Origin of the sequence: Bacillus sp. SRB_8 (genome assembly GCF_003264205.1) — a bacterium.
Classification (GTDB): domain Bacteria; phylum Bacillota; class Bacilli; order Bacillales; family Bacillaceae_G; genus Bacillus_A; species Bacillus_A mycoides.
Genome location: NZ_NADT01000020.1, coordinates 183,809 through 209,515 on the forward strand (window position 1 = coordinate 183,809; position 25,707 = coordinate 209,515).

Annotated in this window: 28 protein-coding genes and 1 pseudogene; 10 read left to right on the top strand and 19 right to left on the bottom strand. The window is 34.9% G+C overall.

Annotation, left to right across the window (positions count from 1 at the left end):
* Nucleotides 1-25: 25 nt before the first annotated feature.
* Nucleotides 26-601 (bottom strand): TlpA family protein disulfide reductase, encoded by a 576-nt coding sequence (locus B5P40_RS19180; RefSeq protein WP_113709654.1) that lies wholly within the window; start codon nucleotides 599-601, stop codon nucleotides 26-28.
* Nucleotides 602-1,081: 480 nt separating this feature from the next.
* Between B5P40_RS19180 and B5P40_RS19190 the strand changes: the two genes are divergently transcribed.
* Nucleotides 1,082-1,300, top strand: coding sequence for a hypothetical protein (locus tag B5P40_RS19190; RefSeq protein ID WP_113709655.1), 219 nt, complete (start codon nucleotides 1,082-1,084; stop codon nucleotides 1,298-1,300).
* Between the two features lie 11 nt (nucleotides 1,301-1,311).
* Nucleotides 1,312-1,644, top strand: coding sequence for a YmzC family protein (locus B5P40_RS19195; protein ID WP_080019310.1), 333 nt, complete (start codon nucleotides 1,312-1,314; stop codon nucleotides 1,642-1,644).
* Between the two features lie 22 nt (nucleotides 1,645-1,666).
* On the opposite strand, the gene B5P40_RS19200 is transcribed toward B5P40_RS19195, so the two are convergent.
* Nucleotides 1,667-3,382 carry an ABC transporter ATP-binding protein gene (locus B5P40_RS19200; RefSeq protein ID WP_113709656.1) on the bottom strand — a complete coding sequence of 572 codons (1,716 nt, stop codon included), beginning with the start codon at nucleotides 3,380-3,382 and terminating at the stop codon, nucleotides 1,667-1,669.
* 69 nt (nucleotides 3,383-3,451) lie between these two features.
* The gene (acnA, locus tag B5P40_RS19205) at nucleotides 3,452-6,175 is read right to left on the bottom strand and encodes an aconitate hydratase AcnA (RefSeq protein WP_061676017.1); all 2,724 of its coding nucleotides are present in this window, start codon (nucleotides 6,173-6,175) and stop codon (nucleotides 3,452-3,454) included.
* A 289-nt stretch (nucleotides 6,176-6,464) separates the two neighbouring features.
* Here acnA and sspO point away from each other — a divergent pair, with 289 nt between their 5' ends.
* Nucleotides 6,465-6,614, top strand: coding sequence for a small acid-soluble spore protein O (gene sspO, locus B5P40_RS19210; RefSeq protein ID WP_002033549.1), 150 nt, complete (start codon nucleotides 6,465-6,467; stop codon nucleotides 6,612-6,614).
* Between the two features lie 37 nt (nucleotides 6,615-6,651).
* On the opposite strand, the gene pdaB is transcribed toward sspO, so the two are convergent.
* Nucleotides 6,652-7,377: a polysaccharide deacetylase family sporulation protein PdaB gene (gene pdaB, locus B5P40_RS19215; protein WP_002066634.1), complete on the bottom strand. Its 726-nt coding sequence runs from the start codon at nucleotides 7,375-7,377 to the stop codon at nucleotides 6,652-6,654.
* A gap of 46 nt (nucleotides 7,378-7,423) precedes the next feature.
* Nucleotides 7,424-7,687 (bottom strand): hypothetical protein, encoded by a 264-nt coding sequence (locus B5P40_RS19220; protein ID WP_113709657.1) that lies wholly within the window; start codon nucleotides 7,685-7,687, stop codon nucleotides 7,424-7,426.
* A 121-nt stretch (nucleotides 7,688-7,808) separates the two neighbouring features.
* Here B5P40_RS19220 and B5P40_RS19225 point away from each other — a divergent pair, with 121 nt between their 5' ends.
* Entirely contained in the window at nucleotides 7,809-7,952 is a 144-nt protein-coding gene (locus tag B5P40_RS19225; protein WP_002014281.1) for a small acid-soluble spore protein P, read from the top strand.
* Nucleotides 7,953-8,077: 125 nt separating this feature from the next.
* Nucleotides 8,078-8,458, top strand: coding sequence for an Hsp20/alpha crystallin family protein (locus tag B5P40_RS19230; protein ID WP_002087791.1), 381 nt, complete (start codon nucleotides 8,078-8,080; stop codon nucleotides 8,456-8,458).
* Between the two features lie 58 nt (nucleotides 8,459-8,516).
* Here the strand turns inward: B5P40_RS19230 and B5P40_RS19235 are convergent, their stop codons facing one another.
* On the bottom strand, nucleotides 8,517-9,755 hold the full coding sequence (locus B5P40_RS19235) for an MDR family MFS transporter (RefSeq protein ID WP_002192727.1): 1,239 nt from the start codon (nucleotides 9,753-9,755) through the stop codon (nucleotides 8,517-8,519).
* Nucleotides 9,756-9,839: 84 nt separating this feature from the next.
* Nucleotides 9,840-10,232, bottom strand: a complete 393-nt coding sequence (locus B5P40_RS19240; RefSeq protein ID WP_002137716.1) for a hypothetical protein — start codon at nucleotides 10,230-10,232, stop codon at nucleotides 9,840-9,842.
* Between the two features lie 133 nt (nucleotides 10,233-10,365).
* Between B5P40_RS19240 and B5P40_RS19245 the strand changes: the two genes are divergently transcribed.
* Nucleotides 10,366-11,568 carry an alanyl-tRNA editing protein gene (locus tag B5P40_RS19245; protein WP_148312556.1) on the top strand — a complete coding sequence of 401 codons (1,203 nt, stop codon included), beginning with the start codon at nucleotides 10,366-10,368 and terminating at the stop codon, nucleotides 11,566-11,568.
* Nucleotides 11,569-11,610: 42 nt separating this feature from the next.
* Here B5P40_RS19245 and B5P40_RS19250 read toward each other — a convergent pair whose 3' ends face one another.
* A complete protein-coding gene (locus B5P40_RS19250; RefSeq protein ID WP_113709658.1) occupies nucleotides 11,611-12,054 on the bottom strand; it encodes an NUDIX hydrolase in 444 nt (147 codons plus the stop codon).
* Between the two features lie 104 nt (nucleotides 12,055-12,158).
* Here B5P40_RS19250 and B5P40_RS19255 point away from each other — a divergent pair.
* Nucleotides 12,159-12,739, top strand: a pseudogene (locus B5P40_RS19255) (DUF6434 domain-containing protein).
* 7 nt (nucleotides 12,740-12,746) lie between these two features.
* Here the strand turns inward: B5P40_RS19255 and B5P40_RS19260 are convergent.
* The 7 genes from B5P40_RS19260 to B5P40_RS19290 all read right to left on the bottom strand — a co-directional run bounded on the left by B5P40_RS19260 (nucleotide 12,747) and on the right by B5P40_RS19290 (nucleotide 19,664).
* Nucleotides 12,747-13,844 (bottom strand): acetyl-CoA C-acyltransferase, encoded by a 1,098-nt coding sequence (locus B5P40_RS19260; RefSeq protein WP_002192725.1) that lies wholly within the window; start codon nucleotides 13,842-13,844, stop codon nucleotides 12,747-12,749.
* Nucleotides 13,837-15,300: an acyl-CoA synthetase gene (locus B5P40_RS19265; protein ID WP_113709659.1), complete on the bottom strand. Its 1,464-nt coding sequence runs from the start codon at nucleotides 15,298-15,300 to the stop codon at nucleotides 13,837-13,839. Before B5P40_RS19265 ends, B5P40_RS19260 begins: the two co-directional genes overlap by 8 nt.
* Before the next feature lie 65 nt (nucleotides 15,301-15,365).
* The gene (locus tag B5P40_RS19270) at nucleotides 15,366-15,941 is read right to left on the bottom strand and encodes a biotin transporter BioY (protein WP_002014265.1); all 576 of its coding nucleotides are present in this window, start codon (nucleotides 15,939-15,941) and stop codon (nucleotides 15,366-15,368) included.
* A gap of 123 nt (nucleotides 15,942-16,064) precedes the next feature.
* The gene (locus B5P40_RS19275; RefSeq protein WP_002128516.1) at nucleotides 16,065-17,678 is read right to left on the bottom strand and encodes a long-chain fatty acid--CoA ligase; all 1,614 of its coding nucleotides are present in this window, start codon (nucleotides 17,676-17,678) and stop codon (nucleotides 16,065-16,067) included.
* A 168-nt stretch (nucleotides 17,679-17,846) separates the two neighbouring features.
* A complete protein-coding gene (locus B5P40_RS19280) occupies nucleotides 17,847-18,635 on the bottom strand; it encodes a helix-turn-helix domain-containing protein (RefSeq protein WP_309252107.1) in 789 nt (262 codons plus the stop codon).
* Between the two features lie 268 nt (nucleotides 18,636-18,903).
* On the bottom strand, nucleotides 18,904-19,464 hold the full coding sequence (locus tag B5P40_RS19285; protein ID WP_002014262.1) for a GNAT family N-acetyltransferase: 561 nt from the start codon (nucleotides 19,462-19,464) through the stop codon (nucleotides 18,904-18,906).
* Nucleotides 19,461-19,664: a hypothetical protein gene (locus tag B5P40_RS19290; RefSeq protein WP_033708017.1), complete on the bottom strand. Its 204-nt coding sequence runs from the start codon at nucleotides 19,662-19,664 to the stop codon at nucleotides 19,461-19,463. The genes B5P40_RS19285 and B5P40_RS19290 overlap by 4 nt, the downstream gene beginning before the upstream one ends.
* A gap of 152 nt (nucleotides 19,665-19,816) precedes the next feature.
* Here B5P40_RS19290 and B5P40_RS19295 point away from each other — a divergent pair, with 152 nt between their 5' ends.
* Together B5P40_RS19295 and B5P40_RS19300 are read left to right on the top strand one after the other, a co-directional pair.
* The gene (locus B5P40_RS19295; RefSeq protein WP_113709661.1) at nucleotides 19,817-20,629 is read left to right on the top strand and encodes a GNAT family N-acetyltransferase; all 813 of its coding nucleotides are present in this window, start codon (nucleotides 19,817-19,819) and stop codon (nucleotides 20,627-20,629) included.
* A 171-nt stretch (nucleotides 20,630-20,800) separates the two neighbouring features.
* Nucleotides 20,801-21,004 (top strand): CsbD family protein, encoded by a 204-nt coding sequence (locus tag B5P40_RS19300; RefSeq protein WP_002033531.1) that lies wholly within the window; start codon nucleotides 20,801-20,803, stop codon nucleotides 21,002-21,004.
* Nucleotides 21,005-21,291: 287 nt separating this feature from the next.
* On the opposite strand, the gene B5P40_RS19305 is transcribed toward B5P40_RS19300, so the two are convergent.
* From B5P40_RS19305 to B5P40_RS19320, 4 genes are all read right to left on the bottom strand, one after another.
* On the bottom strand, nucleotides 21,292-22,761 hold the full coding sequence (locus B5P40_RS19305; RefSeq protein ID WP_113709735.1) for a DUF4822 domain-containing protein: 1,470 nt from the start codon (nucleotides 22,759-22,761) through the stop codon (nucleotides 21,292-21,294).
* A 442-nt stretch (nucleotides 22,762-23,203) separates the two neighbouring features.
* Complete coding sequence (locus B5P40_RS19310; RefSeq protein ID WP_002087817.1) at nucleotides 23,204-23,455, bottom strand: DUF2164 domain-containing protein; 252 nt, start codon at nucleotides 23,453-23,455, stop codon at nucleotides 23,204-23,206.
* Nucleotides 23,456-23,472: 17 nt separating this feature from the next.
* Nucleotides 23,473-23,925, bottom strand: coding sequence for a peptidoglycan recognition protein family protein (locus B5P40_RS19315; RefSeq protein WP_012261413.1), 453 nt, complete (start codon nucleotides 23,923-23,925; stop codon nucleotides 23,473-23,475).
* 15 nt (nucleotides 23,926-23,940) lie between these two features.
* Complete coding sequence (locus B5P40_RS19320; RefSeq protein ID WP_113709662.1) at nucleotides 23,941-24,744, bottom strand: protein phosphatase 2C domain-containing protein; 804 nt, start codon at nucleotides 24,742-24,744, stop codon at nucleotides 23,941-23,943.
* A gap of 143 nt (nucleotides 24,745-24,887) precedes the next feature.
* Here B5P40_RS19320 and B5P40_RS19325 point away from each other — a divergent pair, with 143 nt between their 5' ends.
* Entirely contained in the window at nucleotides 24,888-25,697 is an 810-nt protein-coding gene (locus B5P40_RS19325; protein WP_113709663.1) for a YitT family protein, read from the top strand.
* Nucleotides 25,698-25,707 lie beyond the last annotated feature (10 nt).

Sequence of the window (25,707 nt, forward strand, 5' to 3'; positions counted from 1 at the left end):
ATATTCCATCTCCACCTTTTCACCGTTATTTTAATTTAGCAATCCGTTTCTCCATTTCTTTTTGCGTCATCGGTCCAATAAACTTATCTTGAATTACACCTTTCGTATCTATAAAATAAGAAGTTGGAATGGTAATTACTTTATACGCTGTTGTCACATCAATGTTCTTGTCCAATAAAATAGGAAAAGTAATTCCTTTTTCTTTAGCGAAGTTCCTTACCTTTTCTTCTCCCCCTCCTTTTTCTGAAGGAGTATAGTTTATAGCTAAAATTTCTACGTTTTCTTTATGTTCTTTATAAAAGGCCTCCATATCAGGCATTTCTTGCTGACAAGGCCCACACCACGTTGCCCAAAAGTTTAAAATAACTTTCTTTCCTTTTAAATCGGATAACTTTACATTCGTTCCATCTATCTTTGCTAATTCAAAATCTGGTGCGCTCTTTCCAATTTCAATACCGTTCCTTGCGAAAATCTCTTTCATAGTAGCTTCACTTTTGGCAGGTTTTTCTTGTACTACTTGATCCTTTTCCGCAAATTGTTCATAAGCTGCATATCCCGCTAAACAAAGTAACACTACAATAATGGTAAGCTTCCGCCACATATTATATCACCCTTACGTGTTTATCTTCTTATAACATAATCACCAAAATACTATATACCTTATTTTAGCTTATACGGACAAGCTTGGAAATATTCACATTCGAAATAGTTAGAATATTTTCGGTTGAGATGAAATATTTACCTTTTTATCATATAATTAGAAATAAATACAAAACCTGCGAGGTGATATGTATTTTACAATTACTTATCAACCCTTTTACTTTTGTTTTCTTCACTTTACCGTTACTATGTATTTTTTTAGCGCCTTACTATACAAATTCAAATGGGCTGTAATTATTATTTCTTTTACTGTTCCACTTATATTTTTCATTATCGTCTCTAAATTTAATATACACCTAGCTTTACAAAACTTAGACGCTTGGATTGTTTATAGTTCTGTTTATTCTGTACTTTCCTACATAACGGCAGCGCTAATACGAAGAAAATTGCACATGTAGCACTTTCAAAAAGGGGGATTTTTATGAATTTATTTAAAAAAATACTATTATATATTCTTAGTTTTATATTTTCCCCAATCGGGATTATCACTTGGATCATCTCGCTCTTCAGTAAAGATCCTGAAAAAAAGCAAGTTGGACGTATTTGTCTCTTTATCGCTTTAATCTCATTTATCCTTTTAGCCGGCCTCGGTATTCTTACTTTCTTCACAATGACTATCACCACCACTACTATACAATAATTATAGAAAGGATGATTATTTTGGGAGAACATCCTATAAGTAAAGAACTTCGCTATATACGACTATGTTTAGTTGTTTTAGTAATCGTTCTTTTATTTTTCAACGGTGAAAGAGTTGTTGAAATTTCTACAAATCATGATGCCGTAGAAAACGTTTCAACCAGTAATATGACACAGATTGCTGAAAATACATTTGCTATTCAAGAATATAATCCATCACTAAGTAGCGAACGTACGGTCAAAATTTTCAAATATAATCCGGATACAAATCAACTTACTCTAGTCAAAGAGTTTAGCACTAACGATACTGAGTCTTATACGTATCAACTTAATAAGAGTGAATAAAGATAAGAGCGCTATATAGCTCTTATCTTTTTATTAGCATCTCTTTAAACAATGACTTACACGTTAATAATTCTCTAGGATCCCCGCATTCCACAACAATTCCATTCTTCATGACCACAACTCGATCCGCTATCATCGCCCTCTCAACATCATGTGTCGTCACAATTCTCGTTACATTCCCCCCTAGCCCTTTAAGCATATTCCAAACCACTTCTTGATTGCTCAGATCTAATCCCGCAGTCGGTTCATCTAGAATAATGAGATTCGGATTTGATACAATCGCTCGCAATAACGCAAGACGCTTTCTCTCTCCTCCCGAAAACTCTTCACCGCTTTTATGTAGTACAGTCTGAATCCCTTTAGATAAACTCCTAATAATTGACTTCGCATTTACAAGTTCAATATTTTTTTCTAACTGTTTTTCTAAGACCCCTTCCCCAAAATACATATTCTCTTTTACTGTCGTCCGAAAAAAACGAGGTTCCTGCCATATGGTAGTCATACGAGCTTTATTACCGTAATAAGCAATACTACCATTAGATGGTTTATATAAACCCGTGATTAATTTTAAAAGCGTCGTTTTTCCTGCACCACTTTCCCCCACAATAATAACGAGTTCGCCAGGATTAATTTGCAAATGTATATTTTTAATTCTACATCTCTCTTCACCGTTCTCTTGAAATGAAACATTTGTTAATTTCATTCCCATCGCTCTTTCTACATTTCTGTATTCAGCCGGTATATCTAAAAAGCCAAAAACTCGATTTGCCGAAGCAATAGCAACTTGTGTCATCATCAATAAATCACTCGCATAACGAACGGGGAAAAATAACATCTCAATTGTAGCTAATACCGCCACAAGCGAACCGACTTCCATATCCCCTTTTATTATTTTTTTTGCTCCTATACTAAGAACAACTATATATGCTCCTGTTTCTATTACCGTTCCAACTATCCCAATACAATGTTGTATCATCGTCTTCCTTACTTCTGTTTTATAAGATTGTGCCGTCACTCCTTTAAACAAATGAATTGCCCATTTTTCTTTTTGTAAACTACGTAAATCTTGTATACCTTTTACAAACTGTGACATCATCTCTACAACACTTGATTGATTTTTTTGAGCAATACTTGCAATATTTCTTACTTTTCCCCCCATAAGCATTGGAACAATTGCACTGAAAAATAAAAACGGCGCTACCCACCATATGAACTGTATATCTATATGTTGTAGTGCTATGAGCGCACCAATAAATTGTGCAATGGCGTGGATGTATTCTATTAATATAGATCCATATAACCTTATCCAATTCGGAATATCAGAAACGACTAATGTTTCTAACTCCCCTTGTTTTACCTTCTCACTTTCTTCAAATGGTAATAAGAAAAAATGACGTAATACATCTATACGCTTCTCTCGTAATATTCGCTGACTTACTTTTGAGCTTACATAATCAAATAACAGATTGTTCACCCACATCAAAAAGCGGCTCCCCGCAAACAAAGCAATATATACATACGTACCTTTTAACTCCCGCTGAATAAGGTTATCTACAATTAGCCCCATAAATAGCGGACGGGATAAATTTAAAATGGCAGCTACTATTCCGCTACAAATCGCACTAATTAGCAATAGCTTTTCTTGCAACAGCGGCAACATTATTCTTCTATACTCATTCATTGTCATTCCCCCAATTTTGCATAATAAAAGGAAAGGAATGAAACCAAGTGGTTTCATCCCTTTCCCTCTGTACATAAAGTAAGGAAGCTAACAAATGTTAGCTTCCTTATCATTCATTTCAATTATTTAGTTTGACACTTTAGACTCTTCGATTTTCGAACGAAGAACCATTTGCAAGATACCACCGTGACGGTAGTAGTCAATTTCAACTTCACTATCGAAACGAGCTACTACTTCAAATTGCTTCTCTTTTCCTTCTGCATCGATTGCAACTACTTTTACAAGATCGCGTGGTCTAACCGTTTTGTCAATTTGAATTTCAAATGACTCGTCACCAACAAGACCTAATGTTTCAGCACTGTCGCCATCTTTAAATTGTAATGGTAATACGCCCATTAACACTAAGTTACTGCGGTGAATACGCTCGAAGCTTTCTGCGATTACTGCTTTAATACCTAATAAGTTTGTACCTTTCGCAGCCCAGTCACGAGAACTTCCCATACCGTAGTCTTTACCAGCAATAACTAGAAGGCCTGTGCCATCTTCTTTATACTTCATAGCAGCATCATAGATAGATGTTACTTCACCAGTTGGCCAATATGTTGTATATCCGCCTTCTGTTCCTGGTGCGATTTGGTTTTTAATACGGATGTTTGCAAATGTACCACGCATCATAACTTCATGGTTACCACGACGAGAACCGTAAGAGTTAAAGTCGACTGGTTGTACGCCGTTTTCTAGTAAATAACGTCCAGCTGGCGTGTGCTTACCAATTGAACCTGCTGGTGAAATGTGGTCTGTCGTTACAGAATCACCAAATTTACCAACTATGCGTAAACCTGATAACGTTTCAACTTCACCTGGCTCTTTAGATAATCCTTCGAAGAACGGTGGGTTTTGAATGTATGTTGAATCATTATCCCAAGTATATAAAGCTTCATTTGAAGTTTGGATTTCATTCCAGCGCTCATTGCTGTTAAATACTTGCGCATATTCTTTTTTGAACAATTCAGATGTAACAACACTTTGAACTACATCTTCAATTTCTTTAGCTGCTGGCCAAATATCATTAAAGTAAACAGCATTACCATTTACATCTTTACCGATTTCATCATTTTTCAGGTCAATATCAACAGTACCTGCAAGTGCATATGCCACAACAAGTGGTGGTGATGCTAAGTAGTTTGCTTTTACAAGTGGATGAATACGACCTTCAAAGTTACGGTTACCAGATAAAACAGATGTTACTAATAAATCATTTGCTGCGATTGCTTCTTCTAATTCCTCTGCTAATGGACCAGAGTTACCGATACAAGTCGTACAGCCGTAACCAACTGTTTGGAAACCTAATTGATCTAAATACGTTGTTAAACCAGACTTATCTAAGTACTCTGTAACAACTTTAGATCCTGGTGCTAACGATGTTTTTACGTAACCAGGTACTTTAAGTCCCTTTTCAATTGCTTTCTTCGCAACTAACCCTGCTCCAATTAACACGTACGGATTTGACGTATTTGTACAGCTTGTAATTGCAGCGATTGCAATTCCACCTGTTTTCATCGTTACTTCTTGATCTTTCAATGTAACTTTCACTTCTTTATCAAACTCTTGCTCATTGAATCCAAGTCCTTGTGTTCCAACTGGTGCTACAACAGCTTTATGGAACTCCTCTTTCATATTTGAAAGCGGGATTAAATCTTGCGGACGTTTCGGTCCAGAAAGGTTAGATTCGATTGTATTTAAATCAATTTCAACAAGATCAGTATAGATTGGATCTTTACTATCTGCTGTATAGAATAAACCGTTTGCTTTACAATATTCTTCAACAATGCGAATTTGCTCTTCATCTCTACCTGTTAAACGTAAGTATTCTAATGAAATATCGTCGATTGGGAAGAATCCACAAGTTGCACCGTATTCTGGTGCCATATTTGAAATTGTTGCACGGTCAGCTAAAGGCATGCTCTTTAGTCCACTACCGAAGAACTCAACAAATTTACCAACTACACCTTTTTGACGTAACACTTGTGTTACTTTTAATGCAACATCAGTTGCTGTTGTACCACTTGGAAGTGTACCAGTTAATTTCACACCGATTACTTCAGGTACTGGGAAATATGAAGGCTGTCCAAGCATTCCTGCTTCTGCTTCAATACCACCAACGCCCCATCCAAGAACACCAATACCATTAATCATTGTTGTATGTGAGTCAGTTCCAACTAATGAATCTGGGTATGCAACTAAGTCACCTTCAGCATTTTTCACCGCATGAACAACCGGTGCTAAATATTCAAGATTTACTTGGTGTACAATACCTGTTGCTGGTGGAACTGCACGGTAGTTATCAAATGATTTCTGTGCCCAGCTTAAAAATTTATAACGTTCTTCATTACGTTTAAACTCTAAGTCCATGTTGAATGCAAGCGAGTCCGCTGTACCCGCTCTATCAACCTGTACAGAGTGGTCAATTACAAGGTCTACAGTAATTTCTGGATTAATTTTATCAGGATCTCCGCCCATATCTGCCATTGCTTTACGAAGCGAAGCCAAATCTACAACAGCTGGAACACCTGTGAAGTCTTGTAAGATTACGCGAGATGGTTTAAACGGAACATCGATATCTTGAACATCTTTCGTTCCCCATTTCGCTAAATTTGTAACATGTTCTTCTGTAATTACGCGTCCGTCTACTTGACGAAGTACAGATTCAAGTAAAACTTTCACGGAATATGGTAATTGAGATACGTTGCCAACCCCTGCGTTTTCAAGCGCTTTCAATTGATAATAATGATACGTCTTTCCATCTAGTTCAAAAGTTGCACGTGATTGAAATGGATTATGTTTGACCATTATGTTTCCCCCCTGTTAAACGTGACTAATTTGTCTGAATATAAAATGTAGACAAACTTTTCAATACCTTACGATAATATCTTATTACAACTTTCTAAATAAGTAAATAATAAGAAACTTATGGATTATCATAAGTTTTCTTTATCTTTCTAAATTTGAATAGTGTCCATGCTCTTTATTAATACTATTACTATAAAGTAAAGCACTCTTTCAGCGTTTTACTTTACGTTCATATATGCTATGAACGACTCATGGTTCGTCTATAAAAAACATTATAGAGGTGAGAAAAATGGGTAAAAGAAAAGCCAATCATATTATTTCAGGAATGAATGCTGCATCCGCCCAAGGGCAAGGAACTGGCTATAATGAAGAGTTCGCAAATGAACCTTTAACTCCGGCAGAGCGACAAAATAATAAGAAACGAAAAAAGAATCAGTAACGAAAAATCCCAAAAGGTATACCTTTTGGGATTTTCTCTAATGTTTATAACGTAACAACTCCGAAACTGTTACAAATCGATAACCCTGCTTTTTCAGTTCAGGTAAAATTTTTGCTAATGCCGCCACTGTTTGACTACGATCACTTCCTCCATCGTGCAACAGTACAATATCTCCACTTTTAGCATTTTTCACAACATGATTTACTATGGATTCTGTACCTGGATTCGCCCAATCACGAGGGTCTTGATGCCATGACCATAGAACAATTTGATACCCAGCTTTTTTTGCCGTAGTAAATACAGCATCATTAATATATCCACCTGGCGGACGGAACAATAAAGGTTCTTTCACCCATTTTTCAAAATATTTCTTTCCATTTAAAATATCATGTTCTAATTTTTCATCTGATGAATTACTCGCATACAAATGATTCATCGTATGATTTCCGATTTCATGCCCTTCTTTCAACACTTGCTTTACTAAGTACGGATTACGCTGAACTCGAAAGCCAATCATAAAAAAAGTCGCTTCCGCTTTATATTGACGTAATAACTCTAATACTTGCGGTGTATAAGTTGGGTCCGGTCCATCATCAAATGTAATTGCGATAATTTTTTCATTATTTGGCACTTCCCATGTTACATAGCCAGTTGGCTCTAGCTCTTTTCTTAACAACATTTTAGCTTCCACTTTGTCCACTTGAAATATATGTACTGCACAAATTAAAGAAAAAATTGATAGAATAATTTTTCGTTTCAGCATAGTAGCACTAAAAGTAATGAGGTTGTTGAATTCACAACAACCTTTTTCACTTTTCTATTTGATCTACATTTCGCATAATATTTTGGAGATTACTTTCATATTGCTCAAGTTGTGGACGCTGCGTTTCTGATACTACTTCAAGTGCATTTTGAATCTGTTCGTACGCCTCTTGCACTTCTTGGCGTAACTCTTTTAAATCATGGCCGTAATTCGGGTCATTTTTCACAATATTATTGAATATATTTTCCGCTTGAACAACCCCTTGCTGCGCAGCCTGAAAAGCCTGTTGCTTATCTTTATGATATGGCATAACATTTTCCCCTTCCTATATGAGTTAGTCCTACTTATCTTTACCCGTTTCTCAAAAAACATTCTCGTATAAATTCGCAAACTTCTCTCATTCTAAATAGGGAGAGGAGGTGTAAAATACAATGGGTAAAAACAATAATCAATCTAATCGTCAAAACGAGAAAAAAGGGCAATCTTCTGGACAGCCCGAACCTTTAAGTGGATCTCACAAAGTTAAAAATCGTAATCATTCACGTCAAAAAAATCATGCACATCATGATATGTAAAGCAAAAGTATTCACACACACTGTATCTTTCACATAAAATGTTTATATTTTTCTATTTGTTCTTCACCTCTATTTCATTCATGCATAACATAGTATGAATTGAGATTTTACGGAGGGTGTCTTTCATGGGCAAGAAAAAGAAGGATTGTCTTTTTCATGTTGATGGTTTCGAAGAATGGATGGATCAATTTTGTTCTGATTCTTGTAGTAACTTTAGTTTTCCAAATCAAATTCATATTGACCTTTGTGAAACAGAACAAGAATACATTTTGGAAACAGATGTACCAAATGCAACTGCACAAAATGTACTCATTAAAAAGATGGAGACAGGCCTAAACATTTGTATACTTTATAAAAACACTTCTTTACAGCGGATTGTTCCTTTACCTACTAATATCATTTATAACAAGATGCTAGCCTGTTTAGAGAATGGATATTTAGCCATTCATATTTCCAAAAACGAAGTTGCCAATAAACATGAAAAGAAAGTTCTTTTTTCAAATTAAGGATTACTATAAACACAAACATGAGCCCGAGCAACCTTTTAATTTGCTCGGGCTCATGTTATTTCGCATGTATTTCTATTTTAGAATTTCTAATATATCTTTTTTTCATTAAACCTTTTGTCACTAAAAGAACTGGGAACGCTATGCTTGAAAATATAGCTAATATTAAAAATACTATAAAGCCATTTTGATATCCATAATGATCGAGAAGTATCCCGCCAAACCAAGGACCAATTACTACTCCAATTCCTGAAAAGCCCATAGCTCCAAAATATGTCCCTTTCAAATGTGAAACAGCTATCTCATCAATAAATACATCTGTCATTGAAAACATTAATACTTCTCCGAATGTAAAAATAATTGTACATATAGCAGCCCCTAACATAGATTCTACTAGTCCAAATCCAAACAATCCCCCGCTCACAAATAACGTTCCAACCATAATAGATGCTAACGGCGTATATTTTTTACACATTTGAATAACAGGGTATTGAATAACTACTACTGTAACCGCATTTAAAGTTAGCATATATGAGAACAACTTTACTCCATCTTGAAATATATGTGCGTTTGCAAAATATTGAGATAGTGTCGTCGTTAAATGTGAAAAACCACTATTACTCAAAATGATTCCGACTAAAGCAACTAAAAATACTATGTCTTTTCGCAAAATCCGAACCGCACTTAACATTGTGACCGGATTTTCTGTAGTTACTTTCTTATTATCAAGTGGATATTTCTTAAATTGAAACGCTAATATAACTGTATATAAAATGTACACTCCAGCGGCTACTAAAAAAGGAATCGTTGATTTTGCACTTCCAATCTGTAATCCAACAAGTGGACCCATCGCTACTCCAACATTTATTGCACCGTAACGCAAATTATATACGAGTAAACGATACTCTGGTTTCGTTAAATCTGATAATAAAGCTCTTGATGTCGGTTCAAAAAAAGAACGACATAATCCATTCAAAGCGTTTAATAGAAAGAAACTCAAAACATGATCTGCAACTGAAAATCCTATAAATACAAACACCCAAACAATCATGGACCATATTATAATCATCTTTCGACCAAATCGATCCGATAAATTGCCTCCAATAAAACTAGCTAACACTCCAACAAGCGCACTCGTTCCAATGATAGCACCGGTCATTCCAGCCGATACGTCTTTAACAGTCGTTAAATAAATCGCTAAAAAAGGAATGCTCATTGAAGTTGCAAACCTAGCAAATAATGTCCCTATAATGATACTCATTCCAAGTGGATGAATATTTTGTAACTTCCCCTTCATCTTTAAACCTACTCTCCCTTTTCTTACATAAAAAAAGAAAGCAAAGGATCTGCTTTCTTTTTCCTTTTTCTATACTTGAGATGTTTATACCCGAGCTGTTCTCGTTATTTCCATATCAATTCCGTATGTAAACTGTAGTTCTTTACAAACATCTTTAATCAAAATAGCTACATTATACTTTTCATTAAATTCTAAAACAATGCTTTCTACTTCTTCATATGTATACTTATATTCGCCAGTAATTACACTTTTTAAATCAAAGCATTCATTAATACAAAGCTGGACGAGTAATTGTTCATACTTCTCTATGACATCTTCTTTTTTCCAAAGTAACTCCTTTACATATAACCGATCAAATTTCACACTTTCTCGATTACAATCCGTTAAAATCCGGGTCATCTCATTTAATTCTCGATATAATTCGGAAATATTTCTGCTTAAACTAAGCAACTTATCTACGCCGTTTTCATATGGCATTTTCATTCCCCCCCGCATTTTCTTCTTATTATAGCAAGAAAATTCTAAAAAAAGTTTCTTTCTTCTGAAATATTAGGAAACTAATTTCAATTGCTTTACAATGAAACTAGCTAACACGAAAGGGGAAAGAAAATTGGAGAAAAAATTATATTACATCGACGCTTATAAGAAAGACTTTACTACTAAAGTTATAAAACAAGAGCATGATACAGAAGGAAACTTATATGTTGTCTTAAATGAAACTGCATTTTATCCAACAGGCGGCGGACAACCACATGACACTGGAACTTTAAATGGTATTCCGGTAAGTAACGTTGAAGAAGTAAATGGAGAAATTCGTCATTTCATAATAGAACAATTACATACAGAAGAAGTAGAGGGTAAAATAGATTGGGAGCGCCGTTTTGACCATATGCAACAACATACGGCTCAGCACATTTTATCCGCTGCTTTTTGGGATCACTTTAACATACCGACGATCGGGTTCCATCTTGGAAAAGAAACTATAACCATTGATTTAGAAACTGCCAATCTTTCTACAGAAACTGTTGAGAAGGCCGCACAAATTGCTAATCAAATTGTTTTTGAAAACCACCCTATTCGTATTAAATGGATGAACTTAGAAGAGGCCAAAGCATTACCCCTTCGCAAAGAACCAACTATGACAGAAAATATACGCGTTGTTATTATCGCAAATTATGATTACAACGGCTGTGGCGGAACGCATCCGAAACACACTGGTGAAGTAGGTCCTATTCAAGTACTAGGATGGGAGCGCAATAAAGGTGGTATACGCTTAACATTTATAGCTGGTTGGCGTTCTCTTAAATTAATGGGACAACATCAACAAATATTAACCGATGTTTCTAAGCAATTGAACAGTAGCGAAACTGATATTCCAGCAAAAGTAGCACAACTTCTTACCTCTCAAAAAGAAAACGAAAAGGCAATACAAGCAATGAATGAAAAACTATTATTTGTAGAAGCAAATGAACTATTACAACAATCGGAAGAAATACATGCTGGAACACTTATCTCTCGAGCATTTACAAATCGCTCTATGCAAGAAGTCGCAAAACTAGCTGCCATTATTACAGAACAACAAGAACACGCAATTACATACTTCGTTATTGAAAATGAGGACAAATTACAATGTATTCTTGCTTGTGGTAAAGCAGTGACACTCGATATGAATGCTCTTTTAAAAGATGCCCTCCCTTCTATTGAAGGAAAAGGCGGAGGAAATAAAAAGAGTGCTCGTGGCGGTGGGAAAGCAATTATGAGTAGAGATGAGTTTTTAAATCAACTTGTTTCTTCTTTACAGTCAGCAGTGTAAAACATGTTTATGAAGGGTAGCTAACGGCTATCCTTCAATTATTTACAGGCCTATATTTTGTTTCAAGCCTTGATAACTCCCTGCACTTACAAAACCTTCACTTATAAGAGTTATAAAAGTTTCCGAAAAACCATAATGACTTAAGTCTTTAATCACTACCATTTGTACATCATGAATTGGATTAAGATCAAATTCATTATAAGGTAGCGTAATTTCACCTTCAATCCTTTCAAGCAGAAACGTAATATGTAATAAAGATGGACTAGCATCTGGTTTATCACAAACATAGAGTAGCTTCTTAATTTTAACTTCTAATCCTGTTTCTTCTCTCATTTCTCGAATCATCGCTTCTTCTAACGTTTCACCATTCTCTACCCTTCCCCCAGGTAAAGACCAATTGCGATTAGCAACTTTTTGCTTTACTAGCAATACTTTTTCATCTTCAATTAAAATTCCCGTAACACGAACTTGCATTACACTTTCCATATGTAATCTCCTCTTCCCGTTATATTTACAAATTAATCCTTCCACAAAAAGAACATATGTTTTATAATTAAAGAAAATTATGGAAGAAAGAAGTTGTTACATCTATGCGTCCACCTTTAACAAAGTCTATATCACTTGAAGATTTCCAAAACTTTTATTGGTTAAAAGCAGAACTCCAAACATTTTGTCGTGAGCATGGTTTGTCAGCTAGTGGCTCTAAGATTGAAATAACCGAGCGTATCTCACATTATTTACATACTGGTAAAATATTAAAAAACAGCTCTAGTCAAAAGGTGAGTAAAGCTTCCCTCTCTTATAAAGAACTTTCTCTTCAAACGATTATTACTAACAATCACCGCTGTAGCGAAGATGTTCGTGCTTTTTTCAAAGAAAAAATCGGAGCAAACTTCCGCTTTACAGTAGCTCTTCAAAATTTTTTAAAGAGAATGTTGGAAAAACATATGAAGACGCGATAACGTTTTGGTATGAAGAAAACGAACGAAAAAAAGATCCTACATACAAAACAACTATCAGCGCGCAGTTTGAATACAATCGTTTCACTCGCGACTTTTTCGAAGATCCAAATAACAAAGGGAAATCAAAAGCTGATGCTATCGCTGCTTGGAATGAAATAAAAGCAAAACCTGGTAGTAATGCTTATGTTCCTCAAAAAGTAGAAAACTAGTCCCTTTCTAGTTTTCTACTTTCTCAAATAATAGCGCAAGCCCTATTCCACCACCAATTCCTAACGTCGTAATTCCATATTTCATATGCTCTCTTTGTGCTTGATAAAACAAACGTGTCACAAGCATAGCTCCAGATGCACCGTACGGATGACCGAGCGCAATTGCTCCACCATTTACATTTAATTTTTCAAAAGGAATTTGTAACTCCTTTGCACAAGCAACAATTTTTGAAGCAAATGCTTCATTTATTTCAAAATAATCGATGTCCTCTACTTTCATATTCATTTCGTTTAATAATTTGTTCACCGCAAATATCGGACCAGTCCCTGGAAGATTTGGATCCACGCCAACTACAGCACTACGAACGAAACGAAGAACTGGCTTGTACCCTAATTTCTGTGCTTGCCCCTCTTCCATTACAAGAACAGCACATGCTCCATCATTTACACCGCACGAATTACCTGCTGTTACCGTTCCATTTTGTAAAAATACAGGTTTCGTTCTCTTAATCATTCTTTCATAATTCATTTCCCGCTTTATAGATTCATCTAATAATCCATTAAAATAATGAGGTAATATCTCTTCTTGTATATATCCTTTTTCTAATGCTTGCAGCGTTCTTTTATAGCTAAGACAAGCATATTCATCTTGCATCTCTTTTGTTATGTTATATTGCTCTGCAACATACTCAGCCGCCAATCCCATATCTGGATCCCCAATTGTTTCAGGTGAGAACCGCGCTCTATTTTGAAAAGGTGACGTACTTGTACTCTCTACGCCCCCAGCAATATAACAATTACCTGCATCCCCTTGAATAAAATGACACGCAGTACGAATTGCTTCCAATCCAGCTCCGCATTGCCGGTCAATCGTTACACCAGGTATATGATAACCAAGCCCAGCTTCTAAAGCAGATAATCTTGCAACATTACCTCCCGGTCCAACAACATTCCCTAATATAACATCGTCTATTTCTCTCTCAATTCCTTTACTTAAAAACGTAAGAAGTGGTGCTGCTAATTGCTGAACTTCATAATCTTTCAACATCCCGTTTTTTTTACCAATAGGTGTTCTTTTCGCTTCTACAATAACCGCCCTATTCATATATCTTCTCCCGGTTTTCAATCATACTTTTTGCTGCATTGCGAGCTATTTTCCCGCTATTTGTATAAGGTATTTCATCAACAAAGTACCATTCTTTCGGTATTTTAAAAGATGATAATCGTTGTAAGCAAAAACTTTTTAATTGTTGCTTTGTAGCACTTCCTTTTACGATAGCGACAGGCTTTTCACCCCAGTAACTATCTTCTACACCAACCACAACTATTTCTTCAACAGCTGGATGTGTCTGTAATACCCTTTCTATTTCTTCTGGGAAAATATTGATTCCTCCAAATAAAATCATATTCTTCTCTCTACCAACAATATATATAAAGCCTTCTTCATCTTGGTAGCCCACATCCTGCACTGTCATCCAGCCACCTTCGGACAATTGCGGGATTATAGCTCCATCCGATACATAGCCCATAAAAAATTGATCACTTTTCACATACACAGTTCCTATCTCACCTGTCTGTACTTCTTCTCCTGCTTCATTACATATTCGAACTTGTACATTATGACAAGGTTTCCCTACTGAATTCGGTTTTCTTTCACTCTCTTCATCAACCAATGCCGTTACAAAGCTTAGCTCAGACGCACCATAAAACTCATATCTTTTTGCATAAGGAAACACATTCTTCATCTTCTCTTTTGCTTCAGCTTCCCATTTGGCTCCTGACGAAATAATTTTCATTTCACTTTCAATTACTTTATTTTCTTTATACAAAGACTCAAGCATTGTAGGAACTGTATACATTACAGAAATATTCTCTATCCTTATACTAGATAGCACTTGAACTGGTACAAACTTTCTCATTATGTGTACCGTTTGCCCTAAAAACAATGCACTTATTGCCCCGTATAAGAAAAGAGAATGAACAAGCGTCCCAGCTATTAAAATAGAATTTTCCTTTTTCATATGAAAGTCATGTACATTACAATCAAAACTATGTACCCACGACTGTTGAGCACGTAAAAACGCTTTTGCTTTTCCAGTCGATCCTGATGTAAATCCCATATAAAAAGGAGCGTTTTGTACATTTTCTACAGAATGATATGCAGGAAGATAGTTCTCAATCATTTCTTTCCATTCTTCAATCTCAATAATCCTTCCTTCTTCGCACGATATATCACTAAGCCTATACTGCTCCGCCACAATAATATCCGGTTTACTAATCGCTATTCTTTCTTTAAGTTCATCTCGTTTCCATTTTATATCTAGTGGCACACAAACCCATCCAGCCATAGCGGAACCCGCAAATAGTTGTAAAAATTCCATACTAATCTCTAATAAAATTGCTATCGTTTTATTCTGCGATTCTTTTTCATTCAACCAGTTTGCTACTTTACACACTGACTCAAACCATTCTTTATATGTTAATACTCTATCATTTTCTTTAATCGCTATTTTATTTGGTTGTAAAGAGGCATACTTTTTATATTCTTTTGTAATCCCCATATGAGACGTCCTTTCTTTACAAAATAATAAAAAGAAACACGCAAGTAACGTGTTTCTCCTTTTTCTTACCCTGCATTTGTAATTTTTTTATTCTTCAAAGCAGGCGTAATAATATGTTTCAATGAGCGATGTAATCTTGTCACAAGAATCGCTGCTATAGTCGCCTTTATGCAATCACCTGGTAAAAATGCGACACTTACTTTCATCGTTTCCCATACGGAAATATCCATTACGAAAGCTTGGACAATGATACCAAATACATAAACTACGAAAATACCACCAATTATATTAATACATAATACCTTTATTATAGAAACTTCACGTAAACGCTCAATTAAATAACCAATGACAAACGCTCCAACGATATAACCAAGTAAATATCCTGCACTTGGCCCAACAAATACGCCTGGACCACCGCGTCCACCAGCAAGTAATGGTGCTCCAACTCCAACTATAAGTAAGAAAATAAGCTGACTTAACGCACCAAGACGTGATCCTAACAATCCACCAGCAAGCATAACACCGAGTGATTGTAATGTAATCGGAACTGGTGTAATAGCAAGAGCAATTGGGGGTATTAATCCTAACACTCCCATAATAGAACTAAATAAAGCGACGAAAACTAAGTTTTTTGTATTCATATTTGCTTCTCCTATTTGTAAACTTAAAATGATTTTTAGGTAACATATTATAGGAGTTATATTATCTTTTCACTAGCTTTTTGTCAACTTATTTTTAATATTGGTTTACAAATATAAATTCAATTATTTCTCTTTATGCAAATGCTCAAGTTCTTTTCGAAGTGCCTGTTTTAAAAACTTCCCAACAGATGTTTTCGGTATTTCTTCCATAAATACAATATCATCTGGTAACCACCACTTCGCAAACTGCGGTTTTAAAAACTCATATATTTCTTCTTTTGTAACCGTACTATTTTTCTTTTGAACAACGCAGGCAACTGGGCGTTCTTGCCACTGCGGATGAGGAATTGCAACGACAGCCGCTTCAAATATAGCATCATGTGCCATTAAAGCATTTTCAAGATCCACTGAAGAAATCCATTCTCCCCCGCTTTTAATAACATCTTTCGTACGATCAACAATTTTCACGCAGCCTTCCTCATCAACTGTAACAACATCACCAGTATATAACCAACCGTCTCGGAATCCTTCGACAGTACGATCATCGTTATAATAGCTTTCAGCGATCCAAGGTGCTCGTAAACATAACTCTCCCATCTCAGTACCATCCCACTTCACTTCACCATTTGTACCGACTACTTTCATCTCTACACCAGGGACAAGATATCCTTGTTTTGAGCGGATTTCTAATTGCTCTTCATATGATAATTCTGTTTCATAACTTTTTAAACGTGCAAGTGTTACGAGTGGGCTTGTTTCAGTCATACCATATGCATGTACGAAAGGAACATTATATTTTTGCTCAAATGCTTTAATAACGCTTTTCGGTGCAGCTGCACCACCGCATAATATTCTCGTTATACTAGATAAATCGTAACTATTATTTTCTAACTCTTGTAATACACCGAGCCAAATTGTCGGCACACCTGCTGCTATCGTTACTTTTTCAGCTTGAATCATCTCTAATAAAATTTTTGGAGTAAACATTGGTCCTGGCAGAACTTGTTTAGTTCCAAACCAAGTAGCTGCAAAAGGAAGCCCCCAAGCGTTCACATGGAACATCGGTACAATTGCCATCGCCGCATCACTTTCCGATAAAGCAGCTGTATCCGCTAAACCGAGTGCCATACAATGCAATACAGTACTACGATGCGTATATACAACACCTTTTGGGTTTCCTGTAGTCGCTGACGTATAACACATACCAGCAGGTGTATTTTCATCAATATCTTTTACAAATTGGAAAGTTGGATCGCCTTCTTCTAATAGCTTTTCATAATGATATACAGGTTCTAGCGTAGTATTGGGAAGTTCATCTTTATCAGTCATAATAATGTAGGCTTGTACAGTTGATAATTGTGATTGAATATTTTCAACAAGTGGTACGAGATCTTCATCTATAAGTAGAATTCGATCTTCTGCGTGCTGAATAATGTATGAAATATGTTGAGGAGATAAACGAATATTAATTGTGTGTAAAACGGAAGTAATACCAGGAATAGCAAAATACGCTTCCACATGTCGATGATGATTCCACGCTAACGTTCCTATACGCTCGCCTTCTTTAATTCCTAATTTTTTTAACGCACTAGAAAGCCTTCTCGTCCTTTCACCTAACTGCTTATACGTTAATGTCGTAACTGTGTCATGTGTCCGTGAAACAATTTCTTTCTTTGAAAACAGTTTTTCTGCTCTTTCCATCATAGAACTAATTGTTAGCGGTACATTCATCATCATATTGGTTATATCCCCCTTTAAAGCGTTTTCATTTCTGTATATTATAACAGACTTCTACAAATAATTACGATATTTTTTCTGTATTTTCTGAATTATTCCTTTGGAAATAATTCAGAACGATAAAAAACATGTTTTGAATACATTGATTCGAAACATGTTTTTTATTTTTTATAAACTATCTACCTTTTTTCTTACTTTCTTTTTCATTTTAAAAATAAAACGATTACTGTATTCCTTATTTTCTACTAAAATTCGATACATCTCCCACACTCCTACAACACGAACAAAAAGATAGACTCCAATAGCAATAAGTACAACACAGTACGGATAATACTGCACTAATTCTCCTGAAGTGATATGCTTTTTCTCAAATAAAAATGGTATCGCTCCTGCTGCTATAAAACAAAATCCAACGATCATTACTGCAGCATACTTCTTCTTAATTACTTCATATCTTTTTGTCAATTCTTTTAGAAAGTTTTGATCAAATAGTAATTCTTCTTTTTTTAATACATTGTATCGACTCTCTTCTATCGTTACAGGTACCATCATCGCTCCAATTCCAAGGACAGCAATGATAATGACAAGGAATGTAGACATTGTTGCATTTTCTTTAAATAATAAATACGGTATTGTAGATAAAATAAGGAAGCTAAATCCTAATGCGATATATTTAGAAATTTTTTGCCCATACACTATATACCCTTCCGCCATTTCCTTACTTACATAATAACCATTTTCCTTTTCATTACTTTGCTCAGCAGTTTCTTTTAATAAGTAATCAAGAGATACTTCAAATACATTTCCAATCATTATTAGTTTTTCGGTTTCAGGAAAACCTTGACCATTTTCCCATTTACTAACCGCTTGTCTTGTTGTGTTTAATTTCTCAGCTAACGCTTCTTGAGAAAGGCCTTTTTCCTTTCTTAATTTAAAAAGCTTCTCACCAAATTCCATATGTGTGTCCCCCTTTGTTTTCTTAACTAAATTGTATGTAAACATTGCTCTTATCTCTATCTTCCTGTGGTTGCACTTTGTCAACTTACGGTTGCGATTGTGTTATATAGCGGTTTTGTATACGATTTAGCTAGTTTTCTTCTATGATTGTGGTATTAAGAAAAACAATATTTATCAATAACCAATTATAACAATTAAAGGTAATTATTGTTATACACAAAACAAAAACCCCCTTATTCAATTAAAGGAGTTTTCAATATAAAATATTTCATTGATTCATATATCTTTTCCTAGATATACAATACCTTTTCGTATCACGATACTTACCTTTAATGAACAAATCCTTTTGAATTGTACAATCGTATTCCATATTCAAACGTTTCATTAATTTTTCAGATGCTTCATTTTCTGAATTACATCCTGCTTCAATACTATTAAGACGTAACTCATTAAAACCATAGCTAAAAAAAGCTGAAGCCGCCTCGGTAGCTAATCCTCTACCCCAATATTTTCGTGATAAGGCGTATGCAATTTCCGCTTTATGTTCAGTTACATCATATTTTATAAATCCACAAGTCCCTATGAGTTTTTGTTCCTCTCTTAATACAATTCCAAGGGGAGCTACTTTTTCTTTCTCATATTGACTCACAATTTCTTCTATATATTTTTGTGTGTCATGTAACGATTGATGAGCATCCCATACTGTATACGTTGACATTTCTTTATCTGAGGCATACTCATATATATGTAAAATATCACTCATATTAATTTCCCTTAATATAAGACGTTTCGTATACAACGCTGGATATGACCACTTCTCAACAATCATAGCGGCTTCTGCTTAAACCTTTCATAATTCCGTACCTTTAATGAAAGGATATTCCCGCAATCTGTACAAATATAAGCATCCACTGGTGAAGATGTGAACATCGTTTCCTTTTTCCGTATTTGTGCATAACCGATAAACTCACCTTCTCCTATGTTTTGAGAACCGCAATGAGAGCATGTCTGCACGTCTTTCTGTTTCATGAGAGCACCACCTTTAATCTGTTTCCACTCCCTTCGACAGTTCGCTTCCATTTCCCTTCCAAAAAACCTCTTATTCTCTTACATTTCAACAGGAATCTCAGAAGAAAAATCGTATATGTACTATGAACTATATTAATTGACGGAGGAATCGTATGAGTACAATTATGACAGTCAATACAGCACAAGAAATTGAAAACGCAGAAATACATATGCTTTCTTCTAGATTAGAGGCACTACAAACAATAAGCGGCAACCCAATGCAAGTACAAACGAAAAAGTTCGGGAGTGCCACTGCCTTTTCATCAAAAATAATTGCTGGTCCTGCTTTTAACACAGTAAAAGGCGTTACCTTTACAAATACAGATGAGATAGATGAAATCATCGCTTATTATCAATCACTACAAATCCCTTGCCGTTTTGAAATTACACCAGCGCAAGGTACAACTGAATTATTTCAATACTTATCTCAAAAAAATTTTTATCAATCTAACTTCCATACCGCTTTATATAGTTTACCAAGAGAAGACTCATCGCTGCTGCCTTCTAACATTTCAGTACGCCAACTAAAAGAAAATGAATTTGATATTTTTGCAGACATATATGTACGTGGATTTAACATGCCATCCTTTACAAAATATGGTGTGCACCAAAATAACGAAATTCTTTACAATAAACCAGGATGGTATTTTTTCATAGCCGAAGTTCAAAACACTCCTGCTAGTATAGGGGTACTTTATATAAATAAAGGTGTTGCTTCATTAGCTGCTTCTGCTACTTTGCCAGAATTTCAACGTAAAGGTTGTCATACCGCATTAATTCAAAAACGAATTGAGACCGCTGTTGCATCCAATTGCAATTTAATAGTTGGACAAGCTCGATTTGGTAGCGGCAGTCAAAATAATATGGAACGTGCCCATATGAAAATTGCTTATACAAAATCAATATGGACTGCGAAAGACATATAATTAACTTTCTTTTTCTTTCCATTACGAATGTATACATTTTATGACAATTACCTTTCTATCCTGTTACTCATTTGAATATTCGAAATAAATTTGTTACGCTATTACTAGATACATCATTCAACTTGCAATATGAAAAGAGAATTCTACTCAAACTACAAGGAGGAGAAATGTATGACTAAACATGATCATGGTTTAAAAGAAAAAGTAGAAGGTGCCATTGATAAGGTAAAGGGTGAAGTAAAGGAAGTTGTCGGGAAAGTAACTGACAATAAAAAATTACAAGCCGAGGGAAAATGGGATAAGGTGAAAGGCACTGCTAAAGATACTGTCGGTAATGTAAAAGAGAAAATACATGAATATAAAGAGAACAAATAAAAAAGAGCCACGATGTATGGTCGTGCAAGTAGTAAGTTACTAGATCTGAGAAGATTGTCAGCTACTCAAAAATGAAAATACAACCGAGAAAGTAAGAGAGTTTGTATTTTACATTTACCCATAAGATCATTTTAAAATGACAAATAGATGCCTCAAGGCATCTATTTGTCTATAAAGAACTATTTTACTTCTATTGTATAATTACCTAATCCTAATCACTCAGGTTTTTCCTTACTAACATTTTCTAACATAATGCCTTTGCTAGAGTATAAGATTACTTTTACATCTTATTTTGTGAAATTTGGTTTTAGGTCACCTGTATACGGTTCATGCTCAACAAAGATTTTTATATCTTTTCTATTCGCATCTTTCCCTATTCTTGTATACGTAAATTTATCTTTATTTAACTCTGTAAGTTCAAGGACCGCACCATATTTATTATTTCCTAACGAAACGTGAGCTCTTATTTTATTGTCATGTACAACATCGAAGAAACCATAATCCCCACGACTTATCCCTGTATTCATATTGAAAAACTCATATTTATTTGTATTTTTATCATATTTTGCTAGACTGATTAAGTTAGAGTTGTAGTTTGTTACATTATTACCCTGTTCATCTAATACCACTGTTCCGTTCCATAGAGTACTAGATAAGATTTCATCTCCATCAACGTCTGTAACTATTTTACCCGTCGAGCTTTCTAAATTTTTATCAGGTCGGGTAAAAGAAAGCTCTTTTTCTTGATAAGGAACATGCTCAACAAATACTTCTACATCGTTCCCTTTTGCATCTTTCCCCATTCTTTTATATGTAAATTTCTCCTTGTCTAATTGCGTTAATTCAACAACTGCTTGATAATTTTGCGTTTCAGAAATTAACACTCTTTTCTTTCCATCGTTGGTTATAAAAAAGGTACCGCTATCATTACGACTCTCTCCTGTATTTGCATTAAAAAATTCATACCTTGCAGTTTTAGCATCATATTTTGCAAGCCCGATGAAATTTTGATTTTCTTTCGTTAAATCATTATGATCTTTGTCATAGACTTTTGTCCCTTTCCAGTTTGTTTCACCAAGTATACTAGCTAGTAGCTGCCCTTTCGTTTGTTGAGTTTCTTGTATTGCATTGTATAAAAATTGTGCATACTGTTCACGCGTCACATCCATACTTGGAGCGAATTCCCCTCCTCCTACTCCTTTTGCAATATTATTTGTTTGAACAGCACTAATTGCATTTCTTGCCCATGAGTTCGTTGAAACGTCATTAAAAGTATGATCACTCTTTGCCTTTAAATGAAAAGCATTTGTAAGAACCTGTGCCATTTCTGCACGTGTTAAGGATGCCTTCGGTCTAAAGTTCCCATACTCATCACCCTTAAAAACACCCATTTCTGTTAAAGACAAGATTTCCTTTATATAGCTTGTCGAATCTTCGCTTACGTCCCCATATGGGTTCTGATAATTTTTGTTTTCTGCCATATTAAAATAACGATACATTAAAGCTGCAACTTGTTCGCGTGTTACGTTATCTCCAAAACCAAATCTTCCATCATCATAGCCGAAAATAATTTTCTCACCTGTTAATTGATGAATCGCCTCATATGACCAGTGCCCCTTTGGAACATCTTTGAATACACCAGTATGATTCGTTTGTGGTGTAACCTCCTCTGCTTTCACCTCTCCATTTTTTTCACTTAATAGGCTTCCACCTAAAACTGCTGATATGATACATGTTTTTAAAATTGTTTTATTCATAGCTTCCCAATCCCTTCCTTCATTTAACAAAGAATTACACCACTTATCTTCCAAAAGAAGATTCTATGTGAGCAATTCATGTTTTAAATTTTGATTACAGCTAATTGGTTACACCTCCAAAGTTCTTTTTCGTAGTATCCGTAGCTGTTATATATAGGAATTATAAATAGCAACTATAAATTGCCCATAAATAAATTATTAAAAAAAGATAAAATTAAGATAATATATTTTTAATCTCAATCAAAAAAAACGTTATTCTTTCTCATCTAGCTTGTTTAGAAAGAATAACGTTTTTTTAATTCTAGGGTCCCTTTTGGAAAAAAAGAGGTTTATTTTATATGTCCAAAAACAATTTCACGGCCTTTTCCAAACAAAACATCGGAAAAAAGCCGTGGCATATACTTATTTTATAATTGACGGAAGACGACCAAAATAGCTCTTTTTATTTACCCTCATTCTTCTCTAACACATACAAATCTTCTTCAATATTCGTTAATTTCTCACTTACAAGCTTTCTTGCATCTCCAATTGCTTGATTGTATGCAAATGGTCCAACTAATTTAATCATTTCCTCTATTAAACGTTCTGCTTGGAAACGTCCAATTTCATCTAAATCTTCTTCAACGAAAAATTGCTGAATTTGTGCTACAAGCTCTTCTTTTTTATCAGTCGGTATTTTTATGTTCATCATCATTCGTTACTCCTCTATATTTAAGATAATACTTTTCTTAACTCTACCATAGAAAAGCGATTTCCTGGACAAGTTTTTGTAACCCCTTCTAACTCCCTATGGCCGAGTATATTTCCTTTCTCTATGGCAAACTGCTTCATAAACATTTTACATAAAGAATATAATGAATTCATTTGTGCAGTAGTTGGATCATATTTATCAAAATTCCCCGTCATACATATTCCAATTGTATCACTATTATTATCTTTCGCATGTGCTCCAATATGTAAACCTCGTCCTTCGACTACAGTTCCATCTTCTTCAATAAAATAATTGTAACCAATCCCGCTCCATCCTCTTACCTTTTGATGAAATTCGTGAGTTTTATACACATCCCAGCCATCTTCTGACGTATGGTGGATGATCAGTTTATTTACTTTTTCTAAAGGAACTAACTCATTTTGAAATGTTAAATTTGCACATTTAATTTCCATATGAACATCCTCCTCTTACAAATCGATCATAATAACTGTTTTATCATCTGGTCTTATTCTATTTTCTCCTTCTAACCTTTCAATGATTGCTACATATTCTTTTATACTATTTTTTCTTATATATGCTACAGTTTGTTCTAACGACCACTCGGGGTGAAACAATCCGTCTGAACAAATAAAAACCCCACTTACTTCACCTACCTGTAATTCACCATATTGTAAATAATCCATAACTTCTTTCATCCCATTTGCAACTGAGTAGCCGTTTGGCATATTTGCAAGATAGCGATTGTATTTTAACTGCTCCCGAACATCTTGAAAAACGTGTTCCTCAGGTATAGATAATCCCTTTTCTCTATCTTCCTCTCTCTTCTTTTTTGCACGTTTACTAATTCCTTGAACCGTATCTTTCGTTAATACTCTCATCGCTCCATTTTGAAGTATTGCAACGATCATACAATCACCTAACTGTGCATATTCAAGTTTTTCGCCTTCTATTTGAACTGCTGCAATACATGTACACCAAAGATGGTCTTTTTTTCTCGTATCAACCTTGTACTCTAGCATCTTGTTTTGCAATAATTCATTCGCCTTTGCAACTTCATCTTGTAAACTATTGATCTCTCGTAGCGAAGTAAAATGACTTGAAAATAAATGTGAAGCGATGTATGCTCCATTATGTCCTTCTTCATCACAAAATGGAACTAACGGTGTTGCTCCATCGCATACACCGTAAATCATTTTATCTTCATTACAAAAAAATGAATCCTCACACTCTTGTTTTAAAGGACTCTTCTGTTGATACGTCGTTATCTTCATATCTGTATCCCCTCCCAATTTATCAAACACTCGAACTATTTAGATTAATCTATTTTTCCAAAATAAACTGTTTTCCCAAAAAACTTTCAATTTCATATATAATCTTGAAATAATATGATTATTTAGTGAAGGACGGGAAAGAGATGGTCAGATTTCTTGGTGTTATTTTTGGTTCTATTATTATCGCAATTGCCTTTAATCTTTTCCTTATCCCCCATAAAATTTTAAGTAGTGGAATTGGCGGAATTGCTATTATTTTAGGGATTGTAACCCCTGTAAACACAGGTATTATTAACTTTGTATTGAACTTACCTATCCTTATTTTAGGATACATAGGTCTTGGAAAAAAAGTAATTTTTAACACGGTTGTTTCTGTAATTGTATTATCTGTTGCACTATACTATGTTCCAGTAAAAGTCGTAGCAACAGATCCACTTTTATCATCTGTATTTGGCGGTGTCATCGCCGGAGCTGGTATTGGTCTTGTCTTTAACTGCTATGGTTCAACTGGTGGATTTGATATTATCGGTATGTTGTTATCTCGTAAGCGAGATATTAAACTTGGTGGATTCCTTATTGCATTAAATACTGTTGTTGTTGTCATTGCAGGATTTTTCTTCACTTGGGATGTTGCCCTTACAAGCTTACTTTCAATTTATGTAACTGGTAAAGTAATTGATGCCGTTCATACGAAACATCGTAAAGTTACACTTATGATTGTAACAAATCAAGCAGAAGAAATGAAAAAAAAGCTTCTTTCAACTGTAGTACGTGGAATTACGTTACTTGATGGTGAAGGTGCTTATTCAAACGAGAAAAAACGTGTACTTATGACAGTCGTTTCACGTGAAGAATTAGCAAGTATGAAACTAACGATTTCGGAAATTGATCCACATGCATTCGTTAATATTACGGAGACTGTTGAAGTATTAGGATTGTTTAGAAAAGTGTAAAAAACTAGGT

Bases quoted from the DNA above. Each gene is read 5' to 3' on its own strand.
- B5P40_RS19180 (WP_113709654.1), bottom strand. From the start codon at position 601: ATGTGGCGGAAGCTTACCATTATTGTAGTGTTACTTTGTTTAGCGGGA.
- B5P40_RS19190 (WP_113709655.1), top strand. From the start codon at position 1,082: ATGAATTTATTTAAAAAAATACTATTATATATTCTTAGTTTTATATTT.
- B5P40_RS19195 (WP_080019310.1), top strand. From the start codon at position 1,312: ATGATTATTTTGGGAGAACATCCTATAAGTAAAGAACTTCGCTATATA.
- B5P40_RS19200 (WP_113709656.1), bottom strand. From the start codon at position 3,382: ATGAAACCACTTGGTTTCATTCCTTTCCTTTTATTATGCAAAATTGGG.
- acnA (WP_061676017.1), bottom strand. From the start codon at position 6,175: ATGGTCAAACATAATCCATTTCAATCACGTGCAACTTTTGAACTAGAT.
- sspO (WP_002033549.1), top strand. From the start codon at position 6,465: ATGGGTAAAAGAAAAGCCAATCATATTATTTCAGGAATGAATGCTGCA.
- pdaB (WP_002066634.1), bottom strand. From the start codon at position 7,377: ATGCTGAAACGAAAAATTATTCTATCAATTTTTTCTTTAATTTGTGCA.
- B5P40_RS19220 (WP_113709657.1), bottom strand. From the start codon at position 7,687: ATGCCATATCATAAAGATAAGCAACAGGCTTTTCAGGCTGCGCAGCAA.
- B5P40_RS19225 (WP_002014281.1), top strand. From the start codon at position 7,809: ATGGGTAAAAACAATAATCAATCTAATCGTCAAAACGAGAAAAAAGGG.
- B5P40_RS19230 (WP_002087791.1), top strand. From the start codon at position 8,078: ATGGGCAAGAAAAAGAAGGATTGTCTTTTTCATGTTGATGGTTTCGAA.
- B5P40_RS19235 (WP_002192727.1), bottom strand. From the start codon at position 9,755: ATGAAGGGGAAGTTACAAAATATTCATCCACTTGGAATGAGTATCATT.
- B5P40_RS19240 (WP_002137716.1), bottom strand. From the start codon at position 10,232: ATGCCATATGAAAACGGCGTAGATAAGTTGCTTAGTTTAAGCAGAAAT.
- B5P40_RS19250 (WP_113709658.1), bottom strand. From the start codon at position 12,054: ATGGAAAGTGTAATGCAAGTTCGTGTTACGGGAATTTTAATTGAAGAT.
- B5P40_RS19260 (WP_002192725.1), bottom strand. From the start codon at position 13,844: ATGAATAGGGCGGTTATTGTAGAAGCGAAAAGAACACCTATTGGTAAA.
- B5P40_RS19265 (WP_113709659.1), bottom strand. From the start codon at position 15,300: ATGGGGATTACAAAAGAATATAAAAAGTATGCCTCTTTACAACCAAAT.
- B5P40_RS19270 (WP_002014265.1), bottom strand. From the start codon at position 15,941: ATGAATACAAAAAACTTAGTTTTCGTCGCTTTATTTAGTTCTATTATG.
- B5P40_RS19275 (WP_002128516.1), bottom strand. From the start codon at position 17,678: ATGATGATGAATGTACCGCTAACAATTAGTTCTATGATGGAAAGAGCA.
- B5P40_RS19280 (WP_309252107.1), bottom strand. From the start codon at position 18,635: ATGGAATTTGGTGAGAAGCTTTTTAAATTAAGAAAGGAAAAAGGCCTT.
- B5P40_RS19285 (WP_002014262.1), bottom strand. From the start codon at position 19,464: ATGATTGTTGAGAAGTGGTCATATCCAGCGTTGTATACGAAACGTCTT.
- B5P40_RS19290 (WP_033708017.1), bottom strand. From the start codon at position 19,664: ATGAAACAGAAAGACGTGCAGACATGCTCTCATTGCGGTTCTCAAAAC.
- B5P40_RS19295 (WP_113709661.1), top strand. From the start codon at position 19,817: ATGAGTACAATTATGACAGTCAATACAGCACAAGAAATTGAAAACGCA.
- B5P40_RS19300 (WP_002033531.1), top strand. From the start codon at position 20,801: ATGACTAAACATGATCATGGTTTAAAAGAAAAAGTAGAAGGTGCCATT.
- B5P40_RS19305 (WP_113709735.1), bottom strand. From the start codon at position 22,761: ATGAATAAAACAATTTTAAAAACATGTATCATATCAGCAGTTTTAGGT.
- B5P40_RS19310 (WP_002087817.1), bottom strand. From the start codon at position 23,455: ATGATGATGAACATAAAAATACCGACTGATAAAAAAGAAGAGCTTGTA.
- B5P40_RS19315 (WP_012261413.1), bottom strand. From the start codon at position 23,925: ATGGAAATTAAATGTGCAAATTTAACATTTCAAAATGAGTTAGTTCCT.
- B5P40_RS19320 (WP_113709662.1), bottom strand. From the start codon at position 24,744: ATGAAGATAACGACGTATCAACAGAAGAGTCCTTTAAAACAAGAGTGT.
- B5P40_RS19325 (WP_113709663.1), top strand. From the start codon at position 24,888: ATGGTCAGATTTCTTGGTGTTATTTTTGGTTCTATTATTATCGCAATT.